Genomic DNA, 25,083 nt, shown 5'->3' on the forward strand with positions numbered 1-25,083 from the left:
GACGGATTTCCATGGTCATCTCATGCAGCGGACCCCCGCAGTATTTAGGGTGCTGAACAGATATGGTATATGATACAATTATAGAATCAGACTTCAAAATACATCAAGTTATGCGACTTAATCGCAGCAAGGAGGGCTTTATTTTGTCAGTACATAATTACAACTATTTAGGTTATCTTTTGGTGCATTTTATCGGGGAACAGACTGACGGCGAGCAGGTCTATTTCTCCTACAGTGAGGACGGCCTGCATTGGAAAGACCTGAACGCGGGCTTGCCGGTTCTGCGTTCCGAACTGGGGGAAAAGGGCGTGAGGGATCCGTTTTTAGTGCGCTCGCCCAAGGAGGACAAGTTTTATCTGATTGCCACGGATCTCCGCATTGCAAACGGAAAGGGCTGGTCCGCTGCGGCGACTGAAGGAAGCCGCGACATTATCATTTGGGAATCCGCCGACCTGGTGCATTGGTCTTCACCATGGGCAGTCACGCTTGGCGTACCGGGTGCCGGCTGCGTCTGGGCGCCGGAGGCTATTTATGACGAAGCCTCGGACGATTTCTTGGTGTTTTGGGCCTCCGCGACGCAGGGACCGCATGAAAAAGAGCGGAAACAAAAAATCTATAGTGCTCGCACCAAGGATTTTCGCAGCTTTACAGTCTCTGAAAAGTATATTGAACGGGAGAACCATATCATTGACACAACAATAATTGCCCACAATGGTGCCTATTACCGTTTTTCCAAGGATGAAACGACGAAGAATATCCGGGTCGAAAAAGGCACATCACTGGATAAAGACTCATTCACCAGTCTGAACGCTCCGGTTTTGGAAGAATTGTTAGGAGTGGAAGGCCCGCAAATTTATAAGCTAGGCGACCGCAAGGAGTGGTGCCTTATTGTGGATCGCTTTGCGGAAGGAAAGGGTTACCTTCCCCTACTGACCTCCGACCTTGAAAGCGGTGAATTCCGGGTTCTGCCGGAAGGGTCGTTCGATTTGGGGAAAACCAAGAAACGCCATGGCGGTGTCCTCCCGATTACCGATGATGAATGCAACCGCCTTCTGGCGGCGTTCGGCGATGGGCATCAGGTGCTGCCCGGACAATTCGCCGACCCAGATCTTGCGAAGTTCGGCGACCGTTATTACCTATATCCCACAACCGATGGCTTCACGGGCTGGTCGGGCACGCAATTTCATGCGTTTTCTTCCGCTGACATGCGTATTTGGAAAGACGAAGGCGTGATTCTAGATCTTGCGACGGAAGACGTAACCTGGGCTGTCGGCAGCGCATGGGCTCCGGCCATTTCCAGCAAAAACGGTAAATATTACTTCTATTTCTGTGGCAAAATGGAAAGCGAAGTGAGCGCAATAGGTGTTGCGGTTGCCGAAACTCCGGCAGGGCCGTTTCGTGCGCAACCGGAGCCGCTTATTACCATGGAACAGATGAAGCGTCTGGGAATCGCCATGGGCCAGGCCATTGACCCATCCGTCTTTATTGAGGATGACGGTACGGCTTACCTGCTGTTTGGAAATGCACACCCTGCAATCGTACAGCTCGGCGAAGATATGGTATCCGTAATTGAGCATACGATGAAGAATCTTGTCGGCTTGCACGACTTCCGGGAGGCGGTCACCGTTCTCAAGCGAGGCGGGGAATATCACTTCACGTGGTCTTGCGACGACACTGGCAGCGAGGATTACCACGTGAACTATGGCACGGCAGAGCATCTTTACGGGCCGGTAACTTACCGCTACCCGGTTCTTGTCAAAAATAAGGAAAAGGATATGCTTGGCACCGCTCATCATTCTATTCTCCAGGAGCCGGGCGCCGATAAGTATTGGATTGCGTATCACCGGTTTGTCACGCCGCTGACCCGGTTTACACAAGGAAAAGGCTATCATCGCGAAGTCTGCATAGACCCGCTAACCTTCGGCGAAGATGGGCTGATGCAGCAGGTGCAGCTGTAGAGGATGTTGCACAAACGGGGCGGCGAAACGCCTCCCCCGCATATAAAACTAAAACACATTATATGTAACCTGATTAATCTTATGAATATTTCGTGGTGCGGGTTTGTGGTGAATTAAGTTGGGGGTATGGATCGAGATGACTTTATTTTTGGTGCGTAGGGAGTACTCCAATATATAAATTTCTTCAAAAGGGACGTTACCCTGTCACCTTTTCGATAATTGCTATAAAACGAATGAATTAAAAGCTGCAGCAAAAGATAAATCCCCGCTGATCGGTTTGATCAGTAGGGATTTATTTTCTATTACTTCAGGAATCATTGAACTACTCTGAAAGTAACGATCAATATGCGAATTTTTCAGTATTCCGTGGTGCACCGTGAGGGGCATGGATGGCTAATACTGGGAGTAACTCTCGGTATTTTTCAAACTTAGTTGGAATCATGGGAATTTTTTTCTCCTTTAATCGGCGGTTAGTTGGGGCCCCATTTTGAATAAGGTCTTTGCAAATTTGGAGACTCCTTCATATCGATATTGAAATGCCAAAACCTCTCGGGCGGTGGCTTTTTTTGCGCGATTATGCTCAAAAATGATTGAACTAACGGAAACGTTAGTACAATCACAGGCCGAAACAGCAGCTGCAGTCTAAGACTTTAATTTTCACGTCTTATTCGGCTGCTGTTTCTTTTATTGAACCAGTCTAAAACTTATTTTGCGAAGGCTGCCGAATTTATACTGGAAAAATCACGTTATATAAATAACTCCAGTCTAAAACATTATTTTCATTAGACATTGTTTATTTAACTAACGCAGAAATATAGTTGAGTTAGCAGAGTTTACGTGGAACTGCAGAAAAATAATTTTAATTGTGTAAGGAACTAATGAGCACATGATACAAGAACTGGGGCTTTTTTCACTTTCAGTCGCTCTCCCATGTTCATCCGTATTCATTTTGTTCCATTCAGTTATATACAGGAAAACGGTTGTTTGCCACGCATATTTGTCCAAACCTTTCTTATGAATCTATCATAGAATATATCATTCCAAAAGAAAGGGTGATAGATTTGGCAAACACAGACGTAAGGCTCCAACTTTTCTCTGGCAATAATTTTACAAATCGGCGGATTGTTCTTAGACGTGGAGGTGTAGCAGTTCGAGATTTGGGAGCATTTCGTTTTGATAACGTTCTTTCCAGTTTCCGTCTAAGAAATGTTTCAACCACAGATTCTGTGACACTAGTTTTGTTTTCACGAATTAACTTCCAGGGATCCATTCGCATATTTCGTGGACGCCAAAACGTGTCGAATTTAGGTAATTTCAATAATCTAACTTCTTCTTTAATTTTAGTAGGACGCAACCTTACAAATTCCCAAATTCAACAGATCCAAAGTACCGGTAGACCTCCTCGTGATATTTTAGTTATCAGACAATAACAGATAGGTGAAAAGGGCACAGGCATGTGCCTTTTTTTCATTATGAACCTTCAGATTAAAATCTTCATACAAACTATCAAACTGATCTAAGGCAAGCCAATTTACTTTTTCCTCCTTTGGATCAGAAATGTATTTTGATTGAGTTTACAGAAGAGAAGGCAATGATGGCCTTATTTACTTTTTTCCTAAGCACTACACTACATAAGACTTGTAATGGCGTCTGAACTAACGGGCAGGATAATGGGAATAAGTGGATTGTAATAGGGGATCGATCAAGAAATGAGGGATTAAGATGTGCTGTCCATTCTACTTTCCTGAAATAGATCAAGAACAAAGTATCGTTCTTAGAGTTCTGTGAAAATAAAGTGTCAGGCGCAATTTCTCTTAATTCTTCGTATTGTTTTAATACAGTATAATCTAAATTTTTCCTCTCAAACAGCCGATTCCCGTGTCATAAGGATTAAAGTGCACATATATGCATCCCTAAATTTTGTGAAGAAAAATTTAAGTCAACGGGGCTGCGCGGCTTCATGTCTTTAATGAAGATAAGAGCATTCTTATGTATACTTAATAATAACCGGAACGAATAGGTAAGCAACTAAAGGAGATCCATACGTAATGAAATCTGACCGTATAAAATTCCCGCCGGGATTTTGGGTGGGATTACAACAATTGGGAATTGCCCCACACGACGTAGCTCGCAAAGCGCGGCTGCCGCTCACCATTATAACAGAACCAGCTGGAGCCACCGCCGACCAATATTTCAGAATCTGGCAAGCATACTCCGAACTCGTTGGTGACACTGCCTTCGGAATCATCAAGCTTGTAACCGTCTTTGAAACGACACAATACCCACCGACCGTCTTAGCGACCTACCATGCTCGTGACTATCGCGACGCCCTTAATCGAATGGCCCGGTACAAACAACTGTGCCCTCCGGAAAGCTTGCGTATAACCGAAGAGGGCGAGCGCTGTACAATCGAATTGGAATGGATGCGTAGCGAGCAACCCGGACCGTCAGTGTTGGTAGGAACCACGCTGGCCTTTCTTCTAGAGCTTGGGCGACGGGGCACGGGCCAGCCTTTAACTGCACGATCCGTGGAAATTTCTCAGTCGTTGGGCGATGTAAAAGCCCTTGAAGCTTACTTCGGGTGCCCTATCCGGACTGGTGCAACCAATAACCGATTGACACTGCACCGAAGAGATCTGGACCGCCCCTTTATTTCGTATAACAAAGAGTTGCTGGAGATCCTGACTCCCGTATTGGACCGATCATTGGATGAACAGCGCAGCCGTTCAATCCCCGAGATGGTCAAGTGGATCTTGAAGCGCAGCCTAACCGGAGGGCGCCTTGACATTCGGGCTGTGGCGAGCGAGTTGGACATGAGCGATCGTACACTGCAGCGCCGTCTTACCGACGAAAGCATAACTTTCAAGCAGCTGTTGACACAGGCTCGGCATGAACAGGCTTGTGAATACTTGGCAAACCCCAAACTCGATATAAAAGAAGTGGCTTTCTTAATTGGATATGAAGACCAGAACTCGTTTTACCGCGCCTTTCGCCTTTGGGAAGGCAATACTCCTTCAAATTGGCGTTCCGAATATTTAAGGGCAAACCATCCATCATAGAATCCCTACCCTAACCCCTTCCACGCAAGGCTAGCATTTTCCGGGTTTCATTAATTGGCGGGTTAAACAAGAAATTTGGCGTTGTACGCTAGTTACCGAACGATCCAGACAAAGTAATATTATCTCTATCCGGAGCACAAGAATGCACTACTTGCCGTGAATGATAACAAAGGAGAGCATATGTTATGAATATGGGATTAAGGAACAAAACAGCTTTAGTAACCGGATCGACGAAAGGTATAGGGAAAGCAATTGCCATTGAACTTGCCAGAGAAGGCGTCAATGTCCTCGTTAATGGACGGAATAATGAAGAGGTAGAACGAACCGTAAATGAATTGAAATCGGAATTCACGGCTACCTCTCCTCAGAATGCTACAGCCGATATTGTGGATATGCAGCAAAGAGAAGCTTTATTTGAGAAATATCCCCATGTCGATATTCTGGTTAACAATATGGGTATTTATGAAATCATGTCATATGAGGACGTTGACGATGAAGTATGGGAAAAATACTTCCGAACGAATGTCCTTGCCGCCAATGGATTATCCAAATTTTATTTGCCTAAAATGTTGAATAGCAATTATGGACGAATAATCTTTATTGCAAGTGAAGAAGCGATTATGCCTTCAGGGCAAATGCCTCAGTATTGTATGACCAAATCCATGTTATTGTCACTGTCAAAAAGCTTATCTAAACTAACGATAGGAACGGAAGTCACATCCAATACAATCATGCCAGGACCAACGCTTTCCGAAAATGTATATCAAATCATTGAAAGTTTGTTTCCTGATGAGATGGCATTTTCGGAAAAAGAGAAAAGATTTATGGCTGCAAACCTGCCCCAATCCGAAATACAGCGGTTTATCAAGCCTTTTGAAATAGGCAGGCTGGCTGCATTCGTATGCAGCCCTTATGCATCCGCATTTAGAGGTTCTCCGATCCGTATGGACGGGGGCATGGTGCCTACAATTTTTTAACATAAACTCTATTTCGACTATAGAACGGAGAACGTTAAACAAAGCAGATCGCGTCATTACTTTTTGTCATTGAAGTAAAGGGTGAAAATTATTATATAATTTTGACCATAAGAAGGGGAAATCAATGAAAATTAATTTAATGATTTTTATTTCATCGGTGAAAGAACAAAAAGAACATAACAAAACGGAATTTATGATGAAAACATTTGAATCTAATATTCGTCCTGTTAAAGGGGACATAATAGATGATCCAGGATTCCACCCAGGATTTCATAATGGATATGAAGTTGTAAAAGTTACTATCCATTATGATTCAAATGAATGCTATGTTTCTCTACAACCACTTGTGTTGGAAATGGAAGACATTAAAGTAGAAACCTATCTAGACAAACTTAAAGGACACGGTTGGCGTGTTGTCTCAAAAGAAGAACTAAAAAGTATGTAAGTAGAGGCGGAAATTCTGGCCCAAGATACTTGTCATAAAAGAAAGGACAAGTCGTTCCGATTAACGCAGAACGATAGTTCAATCGAAAAGGGCTACGTGTATGGTTATTGCTATGCATTTAAGAGAAGTCAAAAGGAGAGGTTCTTGTGGATTTTCACTATAGTAGCCATTTATCCAATTGTGTTGATCTGTTTGAGCTTTATGATTCCGTAGACTGGAATAGTTATCTGCAATATGGTGTGATTAATGCCTGTATATGCGGTATCGTCGTCCATCCAAGTTATCAAAAACAAGGAATTGGAACTGAAATAGTTCAAAAGCTAGTTGAAAAATGTCGAGAAGGGAATCTTCATAGACACGTAAACCAATTCGAATGAATGAAAGAGACGACGAGTTCTTTGATGTTGAATTATCTAAATGTAATAACTTCAAGGAAGATGAGCAACTGAGGCTAATATCATTTAGAAAAGAGATATTATAGTAGCTGATTAGAAGAAGGCATTATCTTCTGATAACATATACTAGCGTGGCTTAGATGGATTAGTCAGTTGAATTTTATTGAACTAACGGTGAACGTTAGTTCAATAAAACAGCGGCTTCTAGGACTTTATTTCACGTCCCTGGCTGCCGTTGTTTCTATTATTGGGTTCAGTCTAATATTTGTTTTCCTTGAACACTAACGTGAATTGGCGTCATGCCGGTTGAGGCGATGATCTTTAATACTTTTATAAAATATAAAGAACATAATATTGATGTAAAGAAGAAATGGATATTCAACTACAGACCACCATAACTTCCACCCATTGTAATAAAAGTAACCGGAAAGAAGCGAGAAATATTCAAATACAATGAGTACCACAGTTACACAAAAAACGTAAATGATAGATCGTTTCCTGTTATTCCAAGGATAGAAGTTAAAAAAGATAAGAATGGCCGCCGGGAATAAGCCCAATATAGGGATTAGAGACAGCCAGTCAACTCCATGGTTGAAGAATCCGTACAAGTTATATTTTAAATTTAGATAAATGTCAACCTGTTGTTGAAACACAAGCGCAAATAGAATAATGACTAACATATCGGCTTGGCATGCGCGAGGTCGTGCGCTCGGAGAACGATGGCTACGTGCTCGAATTAAAGGATCCCGTAATCGATTACGTGGAATTCGAAAAGCAAGCGGAGAAGCTAGAATCCATTGATGCCTCGAATGTGGATAGAGCGATGCAAATCGAATGGCTGTATACAGGCGATCTGTTCGGGGACAAAGCCTATGTGTGGGCCACTTTCGAAACGGAGCGCTATGCAAGGTTGTACGCGTCGTTTTCAGTAAAACTTGCCGCAGCGCTAATTTCCTTGCGGGATATGAATGCTGCGTCCAAGCTGCTGCTCAAGCTGAACGAGCGCTATCCGTTTGACGAATCTGTTGTACGTCTGCTGATGACGATACGCAACCAGACCGGGGACAAAAAAGGATTGACCGTTCTGTATACCGGTTATGCTCGGCTTCTTAGCCGGGAGCTTGGCATTCGTCCTTCTGAGGAACTAACACAGCTATACGAGATGTTGGTAAGCCGATTTGACAGAAAATAAGTTAATTACATAGTTTTAAAAAACCGCGAGGCTTGATGCTACGCGGTTTTGCTCAGGGCAAAACGAATATACATCAACATATGAAGACAAAACCACTCCTGACAATGGGTGGTTTCTTTGTATATATAGAACTTCTCTATTATTTAACTAATGACGTTTTCTATTAACTTAGGATAAGCCCTCTTCTTTATTATTAGATATTAAATTTCATACAAACTTCGCAGAGTTCCATGTATTGGAGAACAATTCGCAATGCTAGAAAGTTATAATGATAGCAAGGAGATTCTTAATAAAAGGAGCAATTTTTGTGAAAAGCATTCAAAAACGCTTATTAATCTTGCTGCTTGTTTTTATAATCCTTCCGTATTTTCTGTCCGTGCTATTGATCTATCGGCAAACGAAAGAGAATGTGGAACGGCATGAACTTGAGAACAGCCGCGAGCAAATGCAACAGGTGTCCGAAGATCTGGAGCAATATTTTGATGACATCGTTAATCTTCCTTATATTTTATATCGAAATCCAGACTTGTTCAGGGTTTTTGAACAAGGCTTTGAAAGTTCTCTTTATTTCAACCAGCTTGAAATCTATAAAGGCATGACAACCTTTTATCTGATGAGGAGCGAGATTCGGCAGATTCGGTTTTACATCGACGAAGGAAATAGCTCGTTTACCGTTTATAATGCCATGTTAAGTTCCCGTAAGCGGAAGCCGGAATTATTGAAGCAAGCTTCTATTCAGAAGCTGATAAACTCTAAAATGAGCTATCTGATCGAACCGCCTCATCAGATCGAGAATTATAACAATTCCTCGTTCATGCCCCCATCGGACAAATCGATGGTTTTGACGGTTCATCACAAAATCTTGGATGCCCTATCGAAAGAATTTCTCGGTATCATCACGATAGATATTGATTTGGACAAGATCGCTCGCATTTCTAATCATTTTCTTCGAAAAAATAAAGAATCCGTATTGCTTTCTGATTCGGACGGCTATGTCATCTATGCAAGCGATGAAGCCCTGATAGGCAAGGCCGTTCCGGCCGAATTGCAAAAGCGAATCAATACGTCGGCCGCAGGCGCACAATCTCCAGATGGCGATATTGTCTTTTCCAGAACGTTACCGGAACCGATAAATGAGTGGCACTTTGCTAAAATAACCTCAAGCAAATTTTTATTTGAAAATGTGAGGAAAACTGCCTACACGAACATCATCGTGGGTGTAATCGTGGTCGTTCTTGGCTTGTTAATGGTAGCCATTATTTCATACAAGGTTACACGTCCAATAAAGCTGCTTAGCCGAAAAGTGCTGAGCATTGAAGGAGGGAATATGAATGCCGAGTTTGACGATAAAAGGGAGGACGAAATCGGCAGTCTGGAAAGACATATCATGGATATGATGAACCGGATCAATCGTCACATCGATCAAGAGTACAAGCTAGAGATAGAGAACAGGAAGAACCAACATAGGGCGCTAAAGTCTCAGATCAATCCGCACTTTTTATTCAACTCTCTACAATCCATTGCTGCGGTCGCCTTGCTTTCCGAATCTCCAAGAGTATACCAACTGATAACCTCCTTATCCAAAATGATGCGGTACTCCATTCGTGTGGATCAAAAGGCGACGGTTCGGAGTGAAGCGGATTATGTAAGGGCGTATTTGAACCTTCAAGAGGAGCGTTTTCAAACCGATTTTAGCTATTCCATCGATTTACCCAAGGTCATTCTTCCTATTCCGGTTCCGAGTATGATTTTGCAGCCACTCGTTGAAAACTTCTTTAAACACTGTTATGACGAAGGTTACGATCAACCCTACTTGCATATTTACGGTGAAATACAAGGTGAATATTTGAATCTAGTCGTGGAAAGTAACGGAAGAAGTATGACGGATGATGAGCTATTGTCATTAAAAAACAAAATCTACACGCCGGTTAACGAAGGGAACTATTCGCTTGAGCATATCGGCTTGAAAAACATTCATGATCGCTTGGTTCTTCATTATGATCAGACAGCGGGAATTGAACTGGATTCGATGCAGGGACAAGGGTTCTCTGTGCGGCTGGTGATTCCACTCTACTTAAAGGAGGAGTAACGTTATGAAAGCTCTTATCGTAGATGATGAGAACAATGTAAGAAAAATTATTCGTTTTTTGGGAAAGTGGGAACAACACGGGATTACCGAAGTTTTGGAAGCTAGAAATGGTTTAGAGGCTAAAGTTCTGATTGATCAGGAATGTCCAGAAATCATCATGACAGACGTGAAAATGCCCAAAAATAACGGGATTGAGTTGATTGAGTGGTTGGATGCCAACTCCTATCCGGGAAAAGTGATTATGATTTCAGGGTTTGACGACTATTCTTTCATGCGAAAAGCGTTCAAACACGGATGCTTTGATTATTTGATGAAGCCGATCGAAAATGAAATGCTGAATGAAACCTTGGCGGGAGCGGTAAAGGCCTGGAAAAATGGAGAGGAAGAACGCCGCAATATGGAGTCGGGTTTCTATGAAGAGGTTAAGATGTTTCGCTTAAATAGGGAGATTACCTCTGCTAGTAACGGTGAACTTTTTGATTCCGACGAAATTGCCTTGTCTCTCCCACAAGCGGATGCATACGATCTTACGATGATGTATTTTTACCATGCCCACCACTCGGATCCCTATCTTCAGCTTTTGACCGATGAACTGGTTATACGGGAGTGGGGGAATGCCTTTGCCCTTCAGAACGACCCTAATGTTTGTGTGATCCTTTCTGTTCACGGCCGGTTCTTCCCAATAGAGGAATGGATTACCCAGCACTTTGATATTCCCGTTCGTCTGGTGAGCAGCCCTCCAATTGAATCGTTGGAAGAGCTCCCGCAATCTTTTCAATATGCAAAAAGGGCAATGGCCGAGCAAAACTTCAGAGCCATACACCGTTTGGCGGATTTGGATGATGCAAAGCGCATGCATGACATTGTCGCTTTTGTAAATGAGTATTATATGGAAGAGTTAAGTTTGGACAAACTGTCGTCCCGGTTCTTCCTAAGTCGTGAACATATCTCGCGGCGATTCAAGCAGGAAATAGGGATGACCCTGTCCAGCTACGTCATTCAATTACGAATTAATCAAGCCAAACGGTGGTTAAGTGAAACGGATGAGAAGATGTACTCGATTGCACTAAAGCTCGGATACCAGGATGAGAATTACTTCTCGAGGCTGTTCAAAAAAAACGTTGGCATGACGCCACTTGAATATCGGAATGCAGAGGAAAATATAAAGAGGGGGAAATCATGAAAATAAAGGTTATTCCATTTATTTTAGTCGGCTTGGTTACCCTATCGCTTTCTGCATGCGGAACGGATAATCGTCCGATGGAGGAATCGGTTACTAAAACGATGGATCAGATAATCACTTTGGAGGTGCTTAATCCCAAAGTGGAAATTGCCATTCAGTTCGAGCAGATGGTAAGGGAATACGAGAAAGAAAATCCGAACGTTAAAATGAATGTTTTAACCTTTGGCGGAGGAGCGAACTACCTTAACGAATTGAAAGCAAGATTTGCGGCAAACAAAGGTCCTGATATTTTTCCTAATGGTGGTTATGAAGAAGCGGTAGTCTGGAAAAGGTACCTGGAGGATTTGTCCGATCAGCCGTGGGTGAAATATGCTTATGATGAGGCGCTTGAGCCAATGAAGATGGATGGGAACATATACGGGATGCCTTTCAATTTTGAAGGTTATGGCTTTATCTATAACAAGGATTTATTCGCAAAGGCTGGGATCGATACCCTGCCAAAATCCTTTACCGGATTAAAGGCAGCGGCGGAAAAGCTGCATTCCGCAGGAATTACCCCATTTGCAGCCGGGTATTCGGATAGTTGGTTCTTCGTTCTGCTGCTCAATATTGCTTTCGCTCAACAGGACGATTCGGACGCTTTTATTCATGGACTAAACGAAGGGACACACACCATCGTAGGTAACAAAAAGTTTGAGGATCTCATTCGGATGGTGGATTTGACCGTTCAATACGGCAATAAAGATTTTCTGACGACAGACTATAATACGGAAGTTGAGTTGTTTGCAACAGGTAAAGCGGCGATCCTGAAACAAGGAAATTGGGTTCAATCCAAGATAAATCAAATAACACCGAATATGAACATCGGTTTTTTACCCATGCCGATTAATGATGATGCCGGAAACGATGCCTTGCCGATAGGCGTATCCAATAACTGGGCTGTAAATAAAGAATCTTCGCCGGAAAAAAAGAAAGAAGCAAAGAAATTCTTAAACTGGATGGTTTCTTCGGAACAAGGAAAAAAGTTTATGAAGGAACAATTCCATTTTATTTCAGCGTTTAAAAACATAGAAACTGATCGTTCAGGAGCGCTCGTGGATGATATTATTCGTTACACCGATGAGAAGAAAACGTTGTCCTGGAATTGGTTTAAATTTCCTCCGAGGGCAAGAGAGGAGTTTGGCTATATCATGCAAGCTTATGTAGGCAACCAGTTTAACCGCGATCAATTGCTTCAGGAGCTCCAAAAGTCATGGGAAAAGGCTGAGAAGCAATAGTTGAATCAATATAAGCCCGTAGATACATCAATTTACAACATGTCCATAACGATTCGTCCTCATTAAAATATAAAGAGAGAACAGAACAAGGGGGAGAGAGGTAGACCATTATCGTGATTTTAGATCTTATTTTGAGGAAACCAAATATGAAGTAGAGAAGGAGTTAGATTATGAATTTCAAAAAAATTATCAAACAAGCAACAGCAGTAACCTTCACCACCGTATTACTAGTAGGAGGCGGAGCTCAAGCATTTGCAAAAGAGATAGACAGCAGGGATCATAATGATAGCTATGGTTTTTCCCATATTACACGCGCTGACATGTTGAAATTACCTGAACAACAGAAGAGTGAACAATTCAAAGTTCCTCAATTTGATGCTTCAACGATTAAGAACATTCCATCCGCAATCAAGTACGATGAGAATGGCAACAAAATTGAAATGGATGTTTGGGATACTTGGCCGTTGCAAAATTCGGATGGAACCGTGGCAAACTATAAGGGCTACCAAATCGTTTTTGGTTTGGCGGGAGATCCTAAAAGAGGATCGGACACGTTTATTTACTTGTTCTATAAGAAAGAAGGAGATACATCCCTTAACAGCTGGAAGAATGCCGGCCGGGTATTTAAGGATAGTGACAAATTCGTACCGAATGATTCGATTCTAAACAATCAAGCCGAAGAATGGTCGGGTTCCGCAACTATGACCTCCGATGGCAAAGTTCGCTTATTCTATACCAATCGTCACCCTTGGGATTCGGATCGGGGATTTTACGGGAAGCAAACGTTAACAACGGCTCAAATCAATGTGTCTCAACCGAATGACGATACGCTGAAAGTGGATGGCGTAGAAGATTTCAAATCGATCTATGACGGCAACGACGGGAAGACTTATCAAAGCGTTGATAGCACCGGTTTCAGTAAGGGAGACTATAACGATAATCATACCTTAAGAGATCCTCACTATGTAGAGGAGAACGGCCGTAAATACCTTGTTTTTGAAGCGAATACCGGGACAGAAACGGGTTACCAAGGAGAAGGATCCCTGTTTAATAAAGCTTACTATGGCGGAAGCAATGTCTTCTTCCAGGCTGAGAAAAACAAATTGCTGCAAAGCCCTGTCAAACCAGTTATGGAAATTGCGAATGGTGCACTCGGTATCATTGAATTAAATGACGATTATTCGTTCAAAAAAGAAATGAAGCCGCTGATTGCATCCAATACCGTAACAGATGAGATTGAACGTGCTAACGTATTTAAACTGAATGGGAAATGGTATTTGTTCACAAGTTCTAGAGGATCTAAAATGTTCATTGATGGAATCGATAAAGAAGACATTTACATGTTGGGGTACGTATCAGATTCTTTAAACGGAACGTACAAACCATTGAACGACACAGGACTTGTCCTTCATCAAGATCTTAATCCATATGATATTACCTGGAATTATGCTCACTTTGCGATCCCACAAGTGAAAGGGGATAATGTCGTCATCACAAGTTACATGACTAATAGAGGTTACTTTGAAGATCATCATTCTACTTTTGCACCAAGCTTCTTAATGAACATTAAAGGTTCCAAGACTTCAGTTGTGAAAAACAGCATTCTGGAACAAGGGCAATTAACGATTAACAAATAACAAGCCTCCTAAATAACAAAAAAAGAAAATGCCAATTTAAATTGGCGTTTTCTTTTTTTGAAATGGGGTAAATAGGTAAAGTAGAATGGAGGGATTCTTATCGCAACAGTTAAACGAATCGTTGTATTCATCATTTGTTTAAGCTGTTTGATGACGATAGAGTTAGAAGCTTATGACGCAAGAAAGAACAAGAAGAAGGAAACTAACGTTTCTCATTTTAAGCCAACCTCTCGGGCTAGCTATCATTTCACTTCGCCAGACAAATGGAAAAACGACCCTCAGAGGCCGATTTACTTGGATGGAAAATATCATTATTATTATCTCTATAATCGTGATTATCCGAATGGAAACGGTACGGAATGGCGTCATGCAGTATCAACGGATTTGGTGCATTGGAAAGATGAAGGGGTGGCCATTCCCAAATATACGAATCAAAATGGTGATCCATGGACGGGATCCGTCGTTGTGGACGATAAAAATACGGCAGGTTTTGGAAAAGAGGCTGTTGTGGCGATTGTAACACAGCCCTCTGCAGATGGCGGGAAGCAGGAACAATATTTATGGTACAGTACGAACAAAGGAAAAACGTTTAAATCTTATCATGACAATCCTATTCTGCCGAATCCGGGCACAGCAAATTTTAGAGATCCGAAAGTTATTTGGGATCACCAAACTCATAAGTGGGTGATGGCCATGGCGGAAGGAACCAAAATAGGTTTTTACGAGTCTCACAATTTAAAAGATTGGCACTATACAAGCAGCTTCTTTACGGAGAATATCGGAATTGTAGAGTGCCCTGATCTTTATTTAATGCAAGCGAATGACGGCACTTTTAAATGGGTTCTTGGTGCCAGCGCAAATGGTAAATCGATAGGAAAACCCAACACCTATGCCTACTGGACTGGAAACTTTAATGGAAAGGCATTTTTCCCGGATCACAATGAACCTCAGTGGTTAGATTATGGCTTTGATTGGTATGGTGCTGTAACGTTTGAAGAGGGGAAAGACAGTGATAAATACAATCTTCGTTATGCTCTGGCCTGGATGAATAATTGGGATTACCCCCATAATACGCCAACGCTGAAAGAAGGTTTTAACGGAACGGATTCAATTGTTCGTCAAATTAAATTAAAACAAGAAGGGGATCGTAAGTATCATTTGGTATCCCAACCAATTGAAGCATTAAATCAATTGACAAGTTCAACGGATACCGTTAAACAAATAAAAGTTAATGGCTCTACAACACTTCAGGTAACAGGCGATACGTACCAGCTTGACACCGATATATCTTGGTCGGAGATCAATAATGTAGGATTAAGGCTTCGAGAATCAACAAATAAAACCCGCCATGTAGATGTCGGAGTTTTTGTAGAAGGTCAATACTCTTATGTCAATAGAGCTTTTACAGGACAACCCGACAAGAGTAAAAGATATCTTGAAAGCAGAGCGCCATTTGATGTAAAAAAGAAGAATGTTCACTTGAAGATCCTTGTTGATAAAACAAGCATTGAAGTTTTTATAGATGATGGCAAAATCGTTTTATCCAATGAAATGTTCCCGGAAATAAACGATAAAGCTATTACCCTTTTTTCTGAAGGCGGCACCGCGATCTTTGAAAATGTTGTAATCAAGCACTTCAACATTATTAAATAAAAAAATCAAGATATTTAAAAAAAACAAAGATCCGCCTCCTCGAAAAAGGGGTAGATCTTTGTATTATTCCAGTGCGGGCTTTTGCCGCTCTGGATTTAACTTAGCTGACGGGCTTCACTGATTTCACTTCAGTAGCTTTATTTTATTACCAGGAACATGTCCAGTTCTCATTCGATTCAAGTTTGAAATTAAAGATGACGGCGATAAACAGCGGAATAGCTTTAATAAGATTTGTCATATGTAACAACCATCCTCTACCTATTATTTGTGAAGTTGCATTGTATTATGTTATGTTTCATTACATATATCCTACTATAAACACAGAAAACTTGCAACAACATTACTTATTTTTAGGTTTAATGGGGGGAATAATTCTTTGTTGTACAATTTATGTAATGTATGTGTCATGTTTGTTGATGTCATATTACCCTCCAGTAAATATTTTGATACTAATGTTCACACGGAAAAAATCGACCGTGCTACAAAAATAGATGGTTTAATTGCTTCTGCTTAATAGAAAAAGGACCCCTTTCGGAGTCCTCTTCGACGGTGAATAAATTGATGGTACTTTTGCCTTGAACCTTACTTGGCTCGGTCTTTACCTAACACACTATTGCAGTACATGACTACATTAATGAGCCCACGGCACATCGCCTCGCTTCAATATCGATTCAATAACAACTTCCCTGGTGTTTTATCTTTGAAATTTCTGCGACACTACACCTCGCTGTTTTCACCGTCGAAAAGTATTATGTCCGATCAGGGCGATCTTATTCAATTGTATTGTTTCATTGCGGTTTGTAGATTACCATATTTATGGAAATCAATTCATGAAGGAGTGGTAGGATGAAACGCAAAAAAGCAGTAACAATGACGTGCATGTTCATAATTTTCCTTATCGCGTTTGCATGCGGTGCTTTTGCGGACGATTACATCAAAGAGATCAAAGCTTATCAGAACAGTAAAATCACGATACAGGTCGACGGCAGCACAGTCGACCTTCAGGACGGGGCGGAGCAAATGGTCCCGATCATTTACGAAGGTCGCTCTTATGTACCGGTCAAGCCACTTGCGGAAGCGTTGGGCGCGATGGTTACATGGGAGCAGGATGAGCAAGCCATTAAGGTATCCACTGCAAATCCCAGTGCAGGCAGCGCATCTTCGCCGCATGAATCGGAAGGTGTTCGGAATACATTTCCCTCTGAATACGGAGCGCCTTCGATGTTTGAAGACTTTAAACCTGTTGCAAAGGAAGGAATTACCGCGTATTTGAATGCGATTCGCAGCGGGGAGAAGAAAGATTTGAAAGCGTTCATTTACAAGTATTATTATTCTTTGACCGAACTCGATAGCCCTGATGTTGCCTACGCACAAGCCAGCGAAAAAGTAGATACGTATCGCAGTAAATACGATAAGGAGACGCTGAACGGTCTGACAGCAGAAGGTTTGGAACTGTTGAAGGGTGGAGCATTCCCTGACGAAGCTTCAGGATACAGTAAGGAACATGGGATTCTGCTTAACTATCGGGTCGTCTCCGGTAAAGGATACTATGGTCATTTTTCGATTGATTTCTATTTTTACCAAGAAGGGAATACCTACAAACTTACAAATATCCTCTATGCTGGTGCTTATCGTGGAGAAGGGATCTAACACATCCTTGGACGTATACTGTAGATTATGTCAAATAATATGAACATGAAAACATCCGGCTCTGATCCTTCGAGAGAGCCGGATGTTCGCAATACAGCATTGAAATCCGCCCACCAAAAGGAGCGGATTTTTTCGTTAATAATGGGAATTCTCATTGATTCGTTATGCTGGAACCATCATTTAATCATCAAGGCGACTAAGGTAAGGGCTTTTCGATTTAATAAAGGGATGGTTAAGATAGTACGATGTTAATGAAAAGAATGGTAACTTGAGTTCAATTTATCTTAAAAGCGGCAATGTTACTGAGAATTTAGATGGTTCGATCAGTACTATTGCCAGTTGTAGCCGCGAAACTTATGATTTGAATTGTGATCGATGCACACATGAATTCAGTCAGGGGGACGACGGATGAAGGAACATTATGAAGCTCAATTACAACTAAGGCACAATTACCGTTTCTTTAAAGAGTCTTTATTTATAAGGGATATTGTCAGGGATCGATGGTTGTATGTAATCTTGTTACCAGGCGTTTTGTATTTTATTATTTTTAAATATGTTCCTATGTTTGGCTTACTCATGGCTTTTGAGGACTATAAACCGCATCTAGGTTTTATGAATAGTCCTTGGGTAGGGATGAAGCATTTCGAACGTTTTTTTTCAGAGCCTCAGTTTTGGATGCTATTCCGTAATACCATTTTGTTAGCGATTTATAATTTGGTGTTTTTCTTCCCGCTGCCTATCGTACTAGCGCTTATGTTGAATGAAGTTCGTATTGGGATATTCAAGCGCTTTGCTCAGACGTTATTGTATTTGCCCCACTTTGTTTCATGGGTAGTAGCGGTTGGCATATTCTATGTATTATTTACAACTGAAGGTGGAGTTGTAAACGAATTGATCCAAAAAATTGGTATTGAGAAAATTCCATTTTTGCTAAGTGAGGATTGGTTCAGACCGATGATCATCAGCCAGTCGATCTGGAAAGAGGCAGGTTGGGGAACCATTATTTTCCTCGCGGCGTTGTCCGGAGTTGATCTTCAGTTATATGAAGCGGCTCGCATGGATGGAGCTGGGCGTTGGCGCCAGTTGTGGCATATTACGCTACCTGCTATTCGTAGTACGATCGTCATCTTGTTTATTCTACGCTTGGGTAGTTTTTTGGACACGGGTTTCGAGCACATCTTCCTGATGCTTAACTCCATGAACCGAGAAGTCGGGGAAGTGTTTGATACTTTTGTATATATGAAAGGCTTGACGCAAGGACAATACAGCTATAGTGCCGCGGTAGGGATGTTTAAATCTCTGGTAGGGCTTGTCCTAGTACTCGGGTCCAATTGGATAGCGAAAAAATTCGGCGAAGAAGGCGTGTATTAAAAAGAGTCAGGAGGCTGTCAATATGCTAGCAGAAGATAAGAATTGGAGCAATCGGCTATTTAATACGGTAAACTATTCGTTGTTGACCCTTGTATCACTAATCACAATCATTCCCTTCGTATATATCGTTTCCATGTCTTTTGCTTCCCCAGAGGAGGTGGCTAAAGGCGGGTTGCTCTTATTTCCTTCGAAGTTTACCTTTGGGGCGTATAAATACATCTTTTCAACCGATACGATGGTTCGGAGTATTCTTATCTCGATTTATATTACGGTGCTCGGAACGTTGATCAACCTACTGTTGACCTCGTTTACCGCTTACCCTTTGGCCAAAGCGACCTTACGAGGGCGCCGGACCATTCTTCTCATGGTTTTGATTACGATGTTGTTCAGCGGAGGTTTGATCCCGACCTACTTTGTAGTCAAAGCTTTTGGTATGATAAACACGTATTGGTCCCTGATGATTCCGACCGCTATCAGCGCATTTAATTTGATCGTTCTCAAGAACTTTTTTCAGCAAATTCCCGACAGCTTGGTAGATTCAGCGAAGATTGATGGCTGTAATGATTTAGGGATTTTGTTTCGTATTGTTTTGCCATTATCGATGCCGGCGATGGCTACCTTTGGACTTTTCTATGCTGTAGGACATTGGAATACATTCTTTAATGCGGTGATGTACATGAACGATGCTGAGAAGTTTCCGGTCCAGGTTATTTTGAGACAAATTGTTTTGTTATCTCAGGATCAAATCGGGAACACCACATCACAGCAAGATCCAACCGACTATTTACCGCAGACCATTCGAATGGCTTCTATTGTAGTTGCGACCGTCCCGATTGTTCTCGTCTACCCGTTCTTACAGAAGCATTTTGCCAAGGGTGTACTATTAGGATCGGTAAAAGGATAACTCTATTTCAAAGAGTAACCGTTTACATAAACAAACATTCAGGAGGGGTTATGTATGGTAAGTAAGCGTTTTATCACTTTGGTTTCATTGCTGACGACTGTAAGTGCTTTAGCGGGGTGCGCAGGCGAGAAGAGTTCGCCAACTGCACAACAGGACAATACGCCGCTTCAAGTTACTATTGCTACGCCTCAAATCGGGGAGGCTCCGAAAAAAGGCAGTGAAGTAGAGCAGGCTATCGAGAAATACACGAATTCGAAAATTGATTTTCAATGGATTCCATCCGCTGCTTTCGAAGATAAGAAAAATATCATGATTGCTTCTAATGAGATGCCCAAAGCATTTAAAATTACGTCAAACGCCACTACGCTTAGCGCGATCCAATCCGGCTTGTTTTGGGAGATCGGCCCTTTGTTGAAGGATTATAAAAACTTATCAGGCGCTAACGCAATGTATTATGACAATTTAAAGGTTGATGGAAAGTTATATAGTTTGCCCTTGTACCGGGACATCGGCCGTGCCGGTATCACTTACCGGAAGGATTGGTTTGATGGACTTGGCCTAAAGACTCCGGTAACTTTAGACGACTGGTATAATCTCATGAAAACCATCGCGGAGAAGGATCCTGATAAGAATGGGCAGAACGATTCGTACGGTATGTTTCTTGAAAAGTCCTATAACGACCCGGTTGCTAGCAGCTCCTATCTGACCCGACTCGCAGTTTCTCAGGGAGCGCCGAATAAATGGGGATTAGAAGGAGGTAAGGTGATAGCTGAATTTATGACCAAACCGTATTTGGATTCCATGAAGCTGCTTCGCAGATTATATCAGGAAAAATTAATCAATCAGGACTTTTCCGTTGTTCAGGCAGCTGATGCCGATAATAAATGGAATGCAGGTAAGGTTGGGATTCGGATCAATACCGTTGCCTCGGCAGGTGCGACCTCTCAAGACAACCTAAAGAAGGCTGTACCTAATGGCGTAGTTGATATTGCCCCTTATATGGGACCATCCGGAAATCGTGTACCGGCTGAGCCCGGCAATAACGGCTTCTTCGTCTTCCCGAAATCGAGTGTTAAGTCAGAAGCGGAATTAAAGCGACTGCTGGGCTTCTTCGATAAGTTAATGGACCCGGAGATGTCGACACTTCTGACCAGAGGGATTGAAGGTAAGCATTTCACGAAGACCGATGACGGAAAAGCGCAGTTTAAAGACTTGACCCTATTTAATCTCGAGGTTAAGCCTTATCGTGACAGTCTGCCTTCGTTTGAGGTGACCGGAACGGGTCTTCCTTTGAAATTATCGGATTTGCAGGCAAAAGGCTGGAAGGTCATTGCTGACAACCTGAAGAATGTGGTGCCCAATGTAGCGTTAACAATGAACTCCAAGACTTATTCTGAAAAGGGTGGAGAATTGGATACATTAATTCGTGATGCCCAAACCAAATTTATTATGGGGAAAATTGACGAGGAAGGGTGGCAAGCAGAAGTAGAGAAATGGAGAAAAGCCGGCGGTGACAAGGTGATTGAAGAATATACGGCCGAGTATTCGAAGCAGAAGAAGTAAGACGATCTAGTTCTAGCATTTGTAAGCATAGGCATCGTAGATTCATTTGATATAATGGTAATGTCGAATCCTTGAAAGCGAAGAAAGGAGAGGTTTCCGTTGCCTAAATACTTATATCGAATGCTTGTCTTCTCTCTTCTGTTGAGCGCAGTTCCGGTCGTTTGCATCGGGCTCATCTCCTACTATATTGCTTCAAAGGATATTGGGAAGAAGGTTAATGAGGGTAATGTACAGATCCTGCTACAAAACCAAATGCGAATGGAGCAAATCTTAAAGAACGTGGAAATGGGAGCCGTACAATATATCAATTCACCTTTGGTAAGCGATTTCATATACCATGATTTACAGAATGATGATTTTCAAACGATCAATAATCTATCCAAAGGCTTATATAATCTTCATTCTATTGCGGGTGTGGCCGACACACAGCTGATTAACTTAGAGCACGACTGGATGATCAGCAATCTCGGTTTTACATCAACCGAAGATTTTGTAAATCGAGGTTTACTGAGCGATTATGCCAAGCGCCAGCAAAATTTATTTTGGTTAGCTAATATCGGTACCTCCTTAGATGAAAATAAGATCCGGGTGGTCGTCAAGCTTCCAATGATTGCCTCTACGACCACTCCTAAAGCGTTGTTGATTATTGACATGTCGCACGATGCGTTACTGAGCAATTTGGCCCAAAACACCCAATTAGGAAATATTTATGTACTTAATCGAAACAGGGAGCCGTTCTTGGCCAGTTCCAGCCCTGTAGGGATCCAGTCTTCCATTCTGGAAAAGATGAATGTCGCGACAGAACCGGAGGGGTCCTTTGAAACGGGCGATATGGGGGTCAACTATAAAGTTTCCTCATATAACGGCTGGTCCTATGTTTCTATCGTTTCCATTGATGCAATTACGAAGGAATCTAAGAAAATTGCATTCATCACCTTAAATGCTTGCGTGATTATTTTTATTCTAATCACATTGGCCGCCTTCTACGGAACCAGCCGCATGTATAGGCCGATCCATCGGCTATTTATGATGATGGAGCAGTTGGGAGGAGAGTCCAAAGGGAAAAAAAAGCGGGATGAATTCGCTTTAATCGAAGAGCGGTTTTCTTCCTTGTTCAGCACGAGAAAGCAGCTTCAACAGCAGTTGCAGGTTCAGAGTGGGCAAGTGAAGGAATTTTTCCTATTGAAGTTGATAATGGGACAGGTCACTGAGAGTGAATTCTCCTACAAGTATGAGACTTACGGCTTTGGGGAAAAGGGAAAGGCTCTCGGAGTGCTTGCCCTGCAAATTGATTCTCTTGAAGACACCCGATACTTGGATAGTGATAAGGAGCTGCTATTATTTGCGATCAATAATGTCGTTGGGGAGCTAATCTCTAATGACCGTATCTTGGGTACTTTGCTGCTGGATCAGTCTCAGGTAACGATACTGTTAGGCGATTCGGAGGATCCGGATGAGCTCAAGGGCTACTTCTACCAAATGGCGGAGCTTATGAAGTCAAAGGTTCACGAGCTGCTTCAACTCAAAATCAGTATCGGCATCAGTCGGCCGTTTCATAGGTATACGAATGTGATGGATGCCTACTCAGAAGCGTTGGAGGCTCTGAAACGTAGAATTAGTCTTGGAAATGAGCTCATCCTGAACTATGAAGATATCGAACCGGTTCATCGGAACAGCGTTCAGACTGGTGCTTCTTGGAATCACATTGAAGAGAGCTTGATGAACGGGCTTAAAACAGGCGATGCTGCTTCTGCTTACGAGTATTATAACCAATATGCATCAGCGATTTTGGAGAAGAGCATTTCGTTCAATGATTTTCAAATATTTATGCTTCAATTAATCGCCAAAATGTATCGGCTTGTTGGGCAGCAAGGTGGCATGCTGGATGGATTAGTCGGCGCCAAATCGGTCATTATCCGATTCATGAAATTGAATACGGCGGAGGAAATTATGACGTGGTTTAAGACGGAGCTGATCCCGCCCACCCTTGCCTTCCTGCAGAGCCGTATTGATTCGCAATATATCAATATTGCACACCAAATGGTTGAGCTCATTCATGATAAATACGATCAGGATCTTACTTTGGAATCGTGCGCTGCGCAATTCCGTTTTCATCCTGTCTATTTAAGCCGAGTATTCAAGAAAGAGATTGGAACAACGTTTATCGATTATTTGACGAATTACCGGATGAATATGGCGAAAGTGTGGTTAAAGGACAGCAATATGAAGATTACGGAAATCGCGGAGCGTCTTAACTATACCAACTCCACTGGATTTATCCGGACCTTCCGCAAAGCTACTGGTATGACACCGGGCCAGTACCGAGATGCCCTTTCGAGATCACAGTAATTGCTAGCTCGGTGACTGACCTAATCGCGTTATCCATCATGGAGGTGTACCTGTGACCTATGAATTGGTAGAAAAACTGAAAGCAGAATATATGTCCAGCGAGAATTGGTATTCAGTAAGGTGGCATTATATCGAGGGCTGTATCTTAAAGGCGTATTTGGACAGCTACGAGCAAACCGGTAGTGAAAGAGAATATAACTTTGTAAAAAGCTATATGGATCAGCTGTTTGACTCGGACGGCAATATCCCTGAAATCCAAATCAGCAGTTATAATATCGACCAATTCCGGATGGCTGGAATTTTGTTTACTCTATACCAAAGAGAGCGGGATCCCAAATATAAAACGACCATGGATATGTTGTATCAGCAGTTGGCTTCTTATCCGAGAACGAGTTCCGGTTCGTTCTGGCATAAAGAAAACTACCCCTTCCAGGTTTGGTTGGATGGATTGTATATGGGGCAGCCTTTCTATGTTCAGTACGTGAAGCAATTTGTAGAGGCGAAGGATTATTCCGATACGCTGCAGCAGTTCAAAAATGTCCGCCAATCTATATATAACAAAGAGAAGCGGTTGTATAGCCACGCTTATGATGAGAGTCGCAACATTTTCTGGTGCGATAAATCAACAGGGCAATCACCAAATGTGTGGGGGCGTGCGGTCGGCTGGTTCGCGATGGCATTGGTGGATGTGCTGGAGCTGCTGGAAGGAGAGCCGGCGGATACCGGCATCCTCAAAGCCTATCTCAAGGAACTTATAGATGACATGCTGCCGTACCAGCATAGCGAGGGTATGTGGTACCAGGTTGTGGATAAGCAGGAGCATCCGGGCAATTATCTCGAAGCCAGCGGTACGCTGATGTTAGCTTATGCCATTCTGAAAGGTGCTCGATTGGGATATGTGCCAAAGGAGTATGCCGTATACGGCATACAGGCGTTTAACGGAACGATTGCATGTTACCTTAGGGAAGAAGACGGTGAAGTGCGACTAGGGGGCATTTGCCGAAGTGCCGGCCTTGGCAAAAAGCCGGAAACCGGTCAAATGCGAGACGGGAGTCTTGCGTACTATTTCTTTGCAGAACAGATCGTGGACAATAACGGTCATGGTGTAGCTCCGCTGCTGATGGCCTATAACGAGATTAAACGGCTTGGCTATGTAAAAGTTCATGATTGATACACTTGATGGGCACAAATGACATTCAAAATGCCCTGAACCGCAAGCCGCTGCATCATGCTGGAATTCAAAAAGACATCGCGATATGGTACGGTTCGGCAGCCTTGATCGGCACGATTGTGGCTTGGGTCCGAAACGACATGCCTTATACACCACAATTTTTAGCCAAACCGTTTTTTTTGCTGCATCGGGTCTTAGGGAGATGAATAT

17 protein-coding genes and 1 pseudogene are annotated in these 25,083 nt (G+C 42.5%); all 18 read left to right on the forward strand.

What is annotated here, in order from left to right; all coding sequences use genetic code 11:
• The first annotated feature begins 143 nt into the window (after positions 1-143).
• Positions 144-1,958: a glycoside hydrolase family 43 protein gene (locus QFZ80_RS07300; protein WP_307558103.1), complete on the forward strand. Its 1,815-nt coding sequence runs from the start codon at positions 144-146 to the stop codon at positions 1,956-1,958.
• Positions 1,959-4,006: 2,048 nt separating this feature from the next.
• Positions 4,007-5,017 carry an AraC family transcriptional regulator gene (locus tag QFZ80_RS07305; protein WP_307558106.1) on the forward strand — a complete coding sequence of 337 codons (1,011 nt, stop codon included), beginning with the start codon at positions 4,007-4,009 and terminating at the stop codon, positions 5,015-5,017.
• Positions 5,018-5,202: 185 nt separating this feature from the next.
• Complete coding sequence (locus tag QFZ80_RS07310; RefSeq protein ID WP_307558107.1) at positions 5,203-5,994, forward strand: SDR family NAD(P)-dependent oxidoreductase; 792 nt, start codon at positions 5,203-5,205, stop codon at positions 5,992-5,994.
• 124 nt (positions 5,995-6,118) lie between these two features.
• The gene (locus QFZ80_RS07315) at positions 6,119-6,439 is read left to right on the forward strand and encodes a hypothetical protein (RefSeq protein WP_307558109.1); all 321 of its coding nucleotides are present in this window, start codon (positions 6,119-6,121) and stop codon (positions 6,437-6,439) included.
• A gap of 239 nt (positions 6,440-6,678) precedes the next feature.
• Positions 6,679-6,816 (forward strand): GNAT family N-acetyltransferase, encoded by a 138-nt coding sequence (locus tag QFZ80_RS38870; protein WP_373460378.1) that lies wholly within the window; start codon positions 6,679-6,681, stop codon positions 6,814-6,816.
• A gap of 745 nt (positions 6,817-7,561) precedes the next feature.
• Complete coding sequence (locus QFZ80_RS07325; RefSeq protein WP_307558111.1) at positions 7,562-8,026, forward strand: bacterial transcriptional activator domain-containing protein; 465 nt, start codon at positions 7,562-7,564, stop codon at positions 8,024-8,026.
• 307 nt (positions 8,027-8,333) lie between these two features.
• Entirely contained in the window at positions 8,334-10,115 is a 1,782-nt protein-coding gene (locus QFZ80_RS07330; RefSeq protein ID WP_307547856.1) for a sensor histidine kinase, read from the forward strand.
• 4 nt (positions 10,116-10,119) lie between these two features.
• A complete protein-coding gene (locus QFZ80_RS07335) occupies positions 10,120-11,298 on the forward strand; it encodes a response regulator transcription factor (RefSeq protein ID WP_307547854.1) in 1,179 nt (392 codons plus the stop codon).
• Positions 11,295-12,575: an ABC transporter substrate-binding protein gene (locus QFZ80_RS07340; RefSeq protein ID WP_307547851.1), complete on the forward strand. Its 1,281-nt coding sequence runs from the start codon at positions 11,295-11,297 to the stop codon at positions 12,573-12,575. Before QFZ80_RS07335 ends, QFZ80_RS07340 begins: the two co-directional genes overlap by 4 nt.
• Positions 12,576-12,745: 170 nt before the next feature.
• Positions 12,746-14,212 (forward strand): glycoside hydrolase family 68 protein, encoded by a 1,467-nt coding sequence (locus tag QFZ80_RS07345; RefSeq protein WP_307547850.1) that lies wholly within the window; start codon positions 12,746-12,748, stop codon positions 14,210-14,212.
• Positions 14,213-14,362: 150 nt separating this feature from the next.
• Positions 14,363-15,865: a glycoside hydrolase family 32 protein gene (locus tag QFZ80_RS07350; protein WP_307558114.1), complete on the forward strand. Its 1,503-nt coding sequence runs from the start codon at positions 14,363-14,365 to the stop codon at positions 15,863-15,865.
• An 846-nt stretch (positions 15,866-16,711) separates the two neighbouring features.
• Complete coding sequence (locus tag QFZ80_RS07355) at positions 16,712-17,515, forward strand: stalk domain-containing protein (RefSeq protein ID WP_307547846.1); 804 nt, start codon at positions 16,712-16,714, stop codon at positions 17,513-17,515.
• A gap of 408 nt (positions 17,516-17,923) precedes the next feature.
• The gene (locus QFZ80_RS07360; protein ID WP_307558116.1) at positions 17,924-18,886 is read left to right on the forward strand and encodes an ABC transporter permease; all 963 of its coding nucleotides are present in this window, start codon (positions 17,924-17,926) and stop codon (positions 18,884-18,886) included.
• Positions 18,887-18,908: 22 nt separating this feature from the next.
• Positions 18,909-19,790 (forward strand): carbohydrate ABC transporter permease, encoded by an 882-nt coding sequence (locus QFZ80_RS07365; RefSeq protein WP_307547841.1) that lies wholly within the window; start codon positions 18,909-18,911, stop codon positions 19,788-19,790.
• A 54-nt stretch (positions 19,791-19,844) separates the two neighbouring features.
• Positions 19,845-21,353 (forward strand): extracellular solute-binding protein, encoded by a 1,509-nt coding sequence (locus tag QFZ80_RS07370; RefSeq protein WP_307547839.1) that lies wholly within the window; start codon positions 19,845-19,847, stop codon positions 21,351-21,353.
• 99 nt (positions 21,354-21,452) lie between these two features.
• A complete protein-coding gene (locus QFZ80_RS07375) occupies positions 21,453-23,702 on the forward strand; it encodes a helix-turn-helix transcriptional regulator (protein ID WP_307547837.1) in 2,250 nt (749 codons plus the stop codon).
• A gap of 52 nt (positions 23,703-23,754) precedes the next feature.
• Positions 23,755-24,873 (forward strand): glycoside hydrolase family 88/105 protein, encoded by a 1,119-nt coding sequence (locus tag QFZ80_RS07380; RefSeq protein WP_307558118.1) that lies wholly within the window; start codon positions 23,755-23,757, stop codon positions 24,871-24,873.
• Positions 24,874-24,932: 59 nt separating this feature from the next.
• Positions 24,933-25,079: pseudogene (locus QFZ80_RS07385) on the forward strand (TetR-like C-terminal domain-containing protein); the annotation flags it as partial.
• Between the last annotated feature and the right edge of the window lie 4 nt (positions 25,080-25,083).

The organism is Paenibacillus sp. V4I7, from assembly GCF_030817275.1.
GTDB lineage: Bacteria > Bacillota > Bacilli > Paenibacillales > NBRC-103111 > Paenibacillus_E.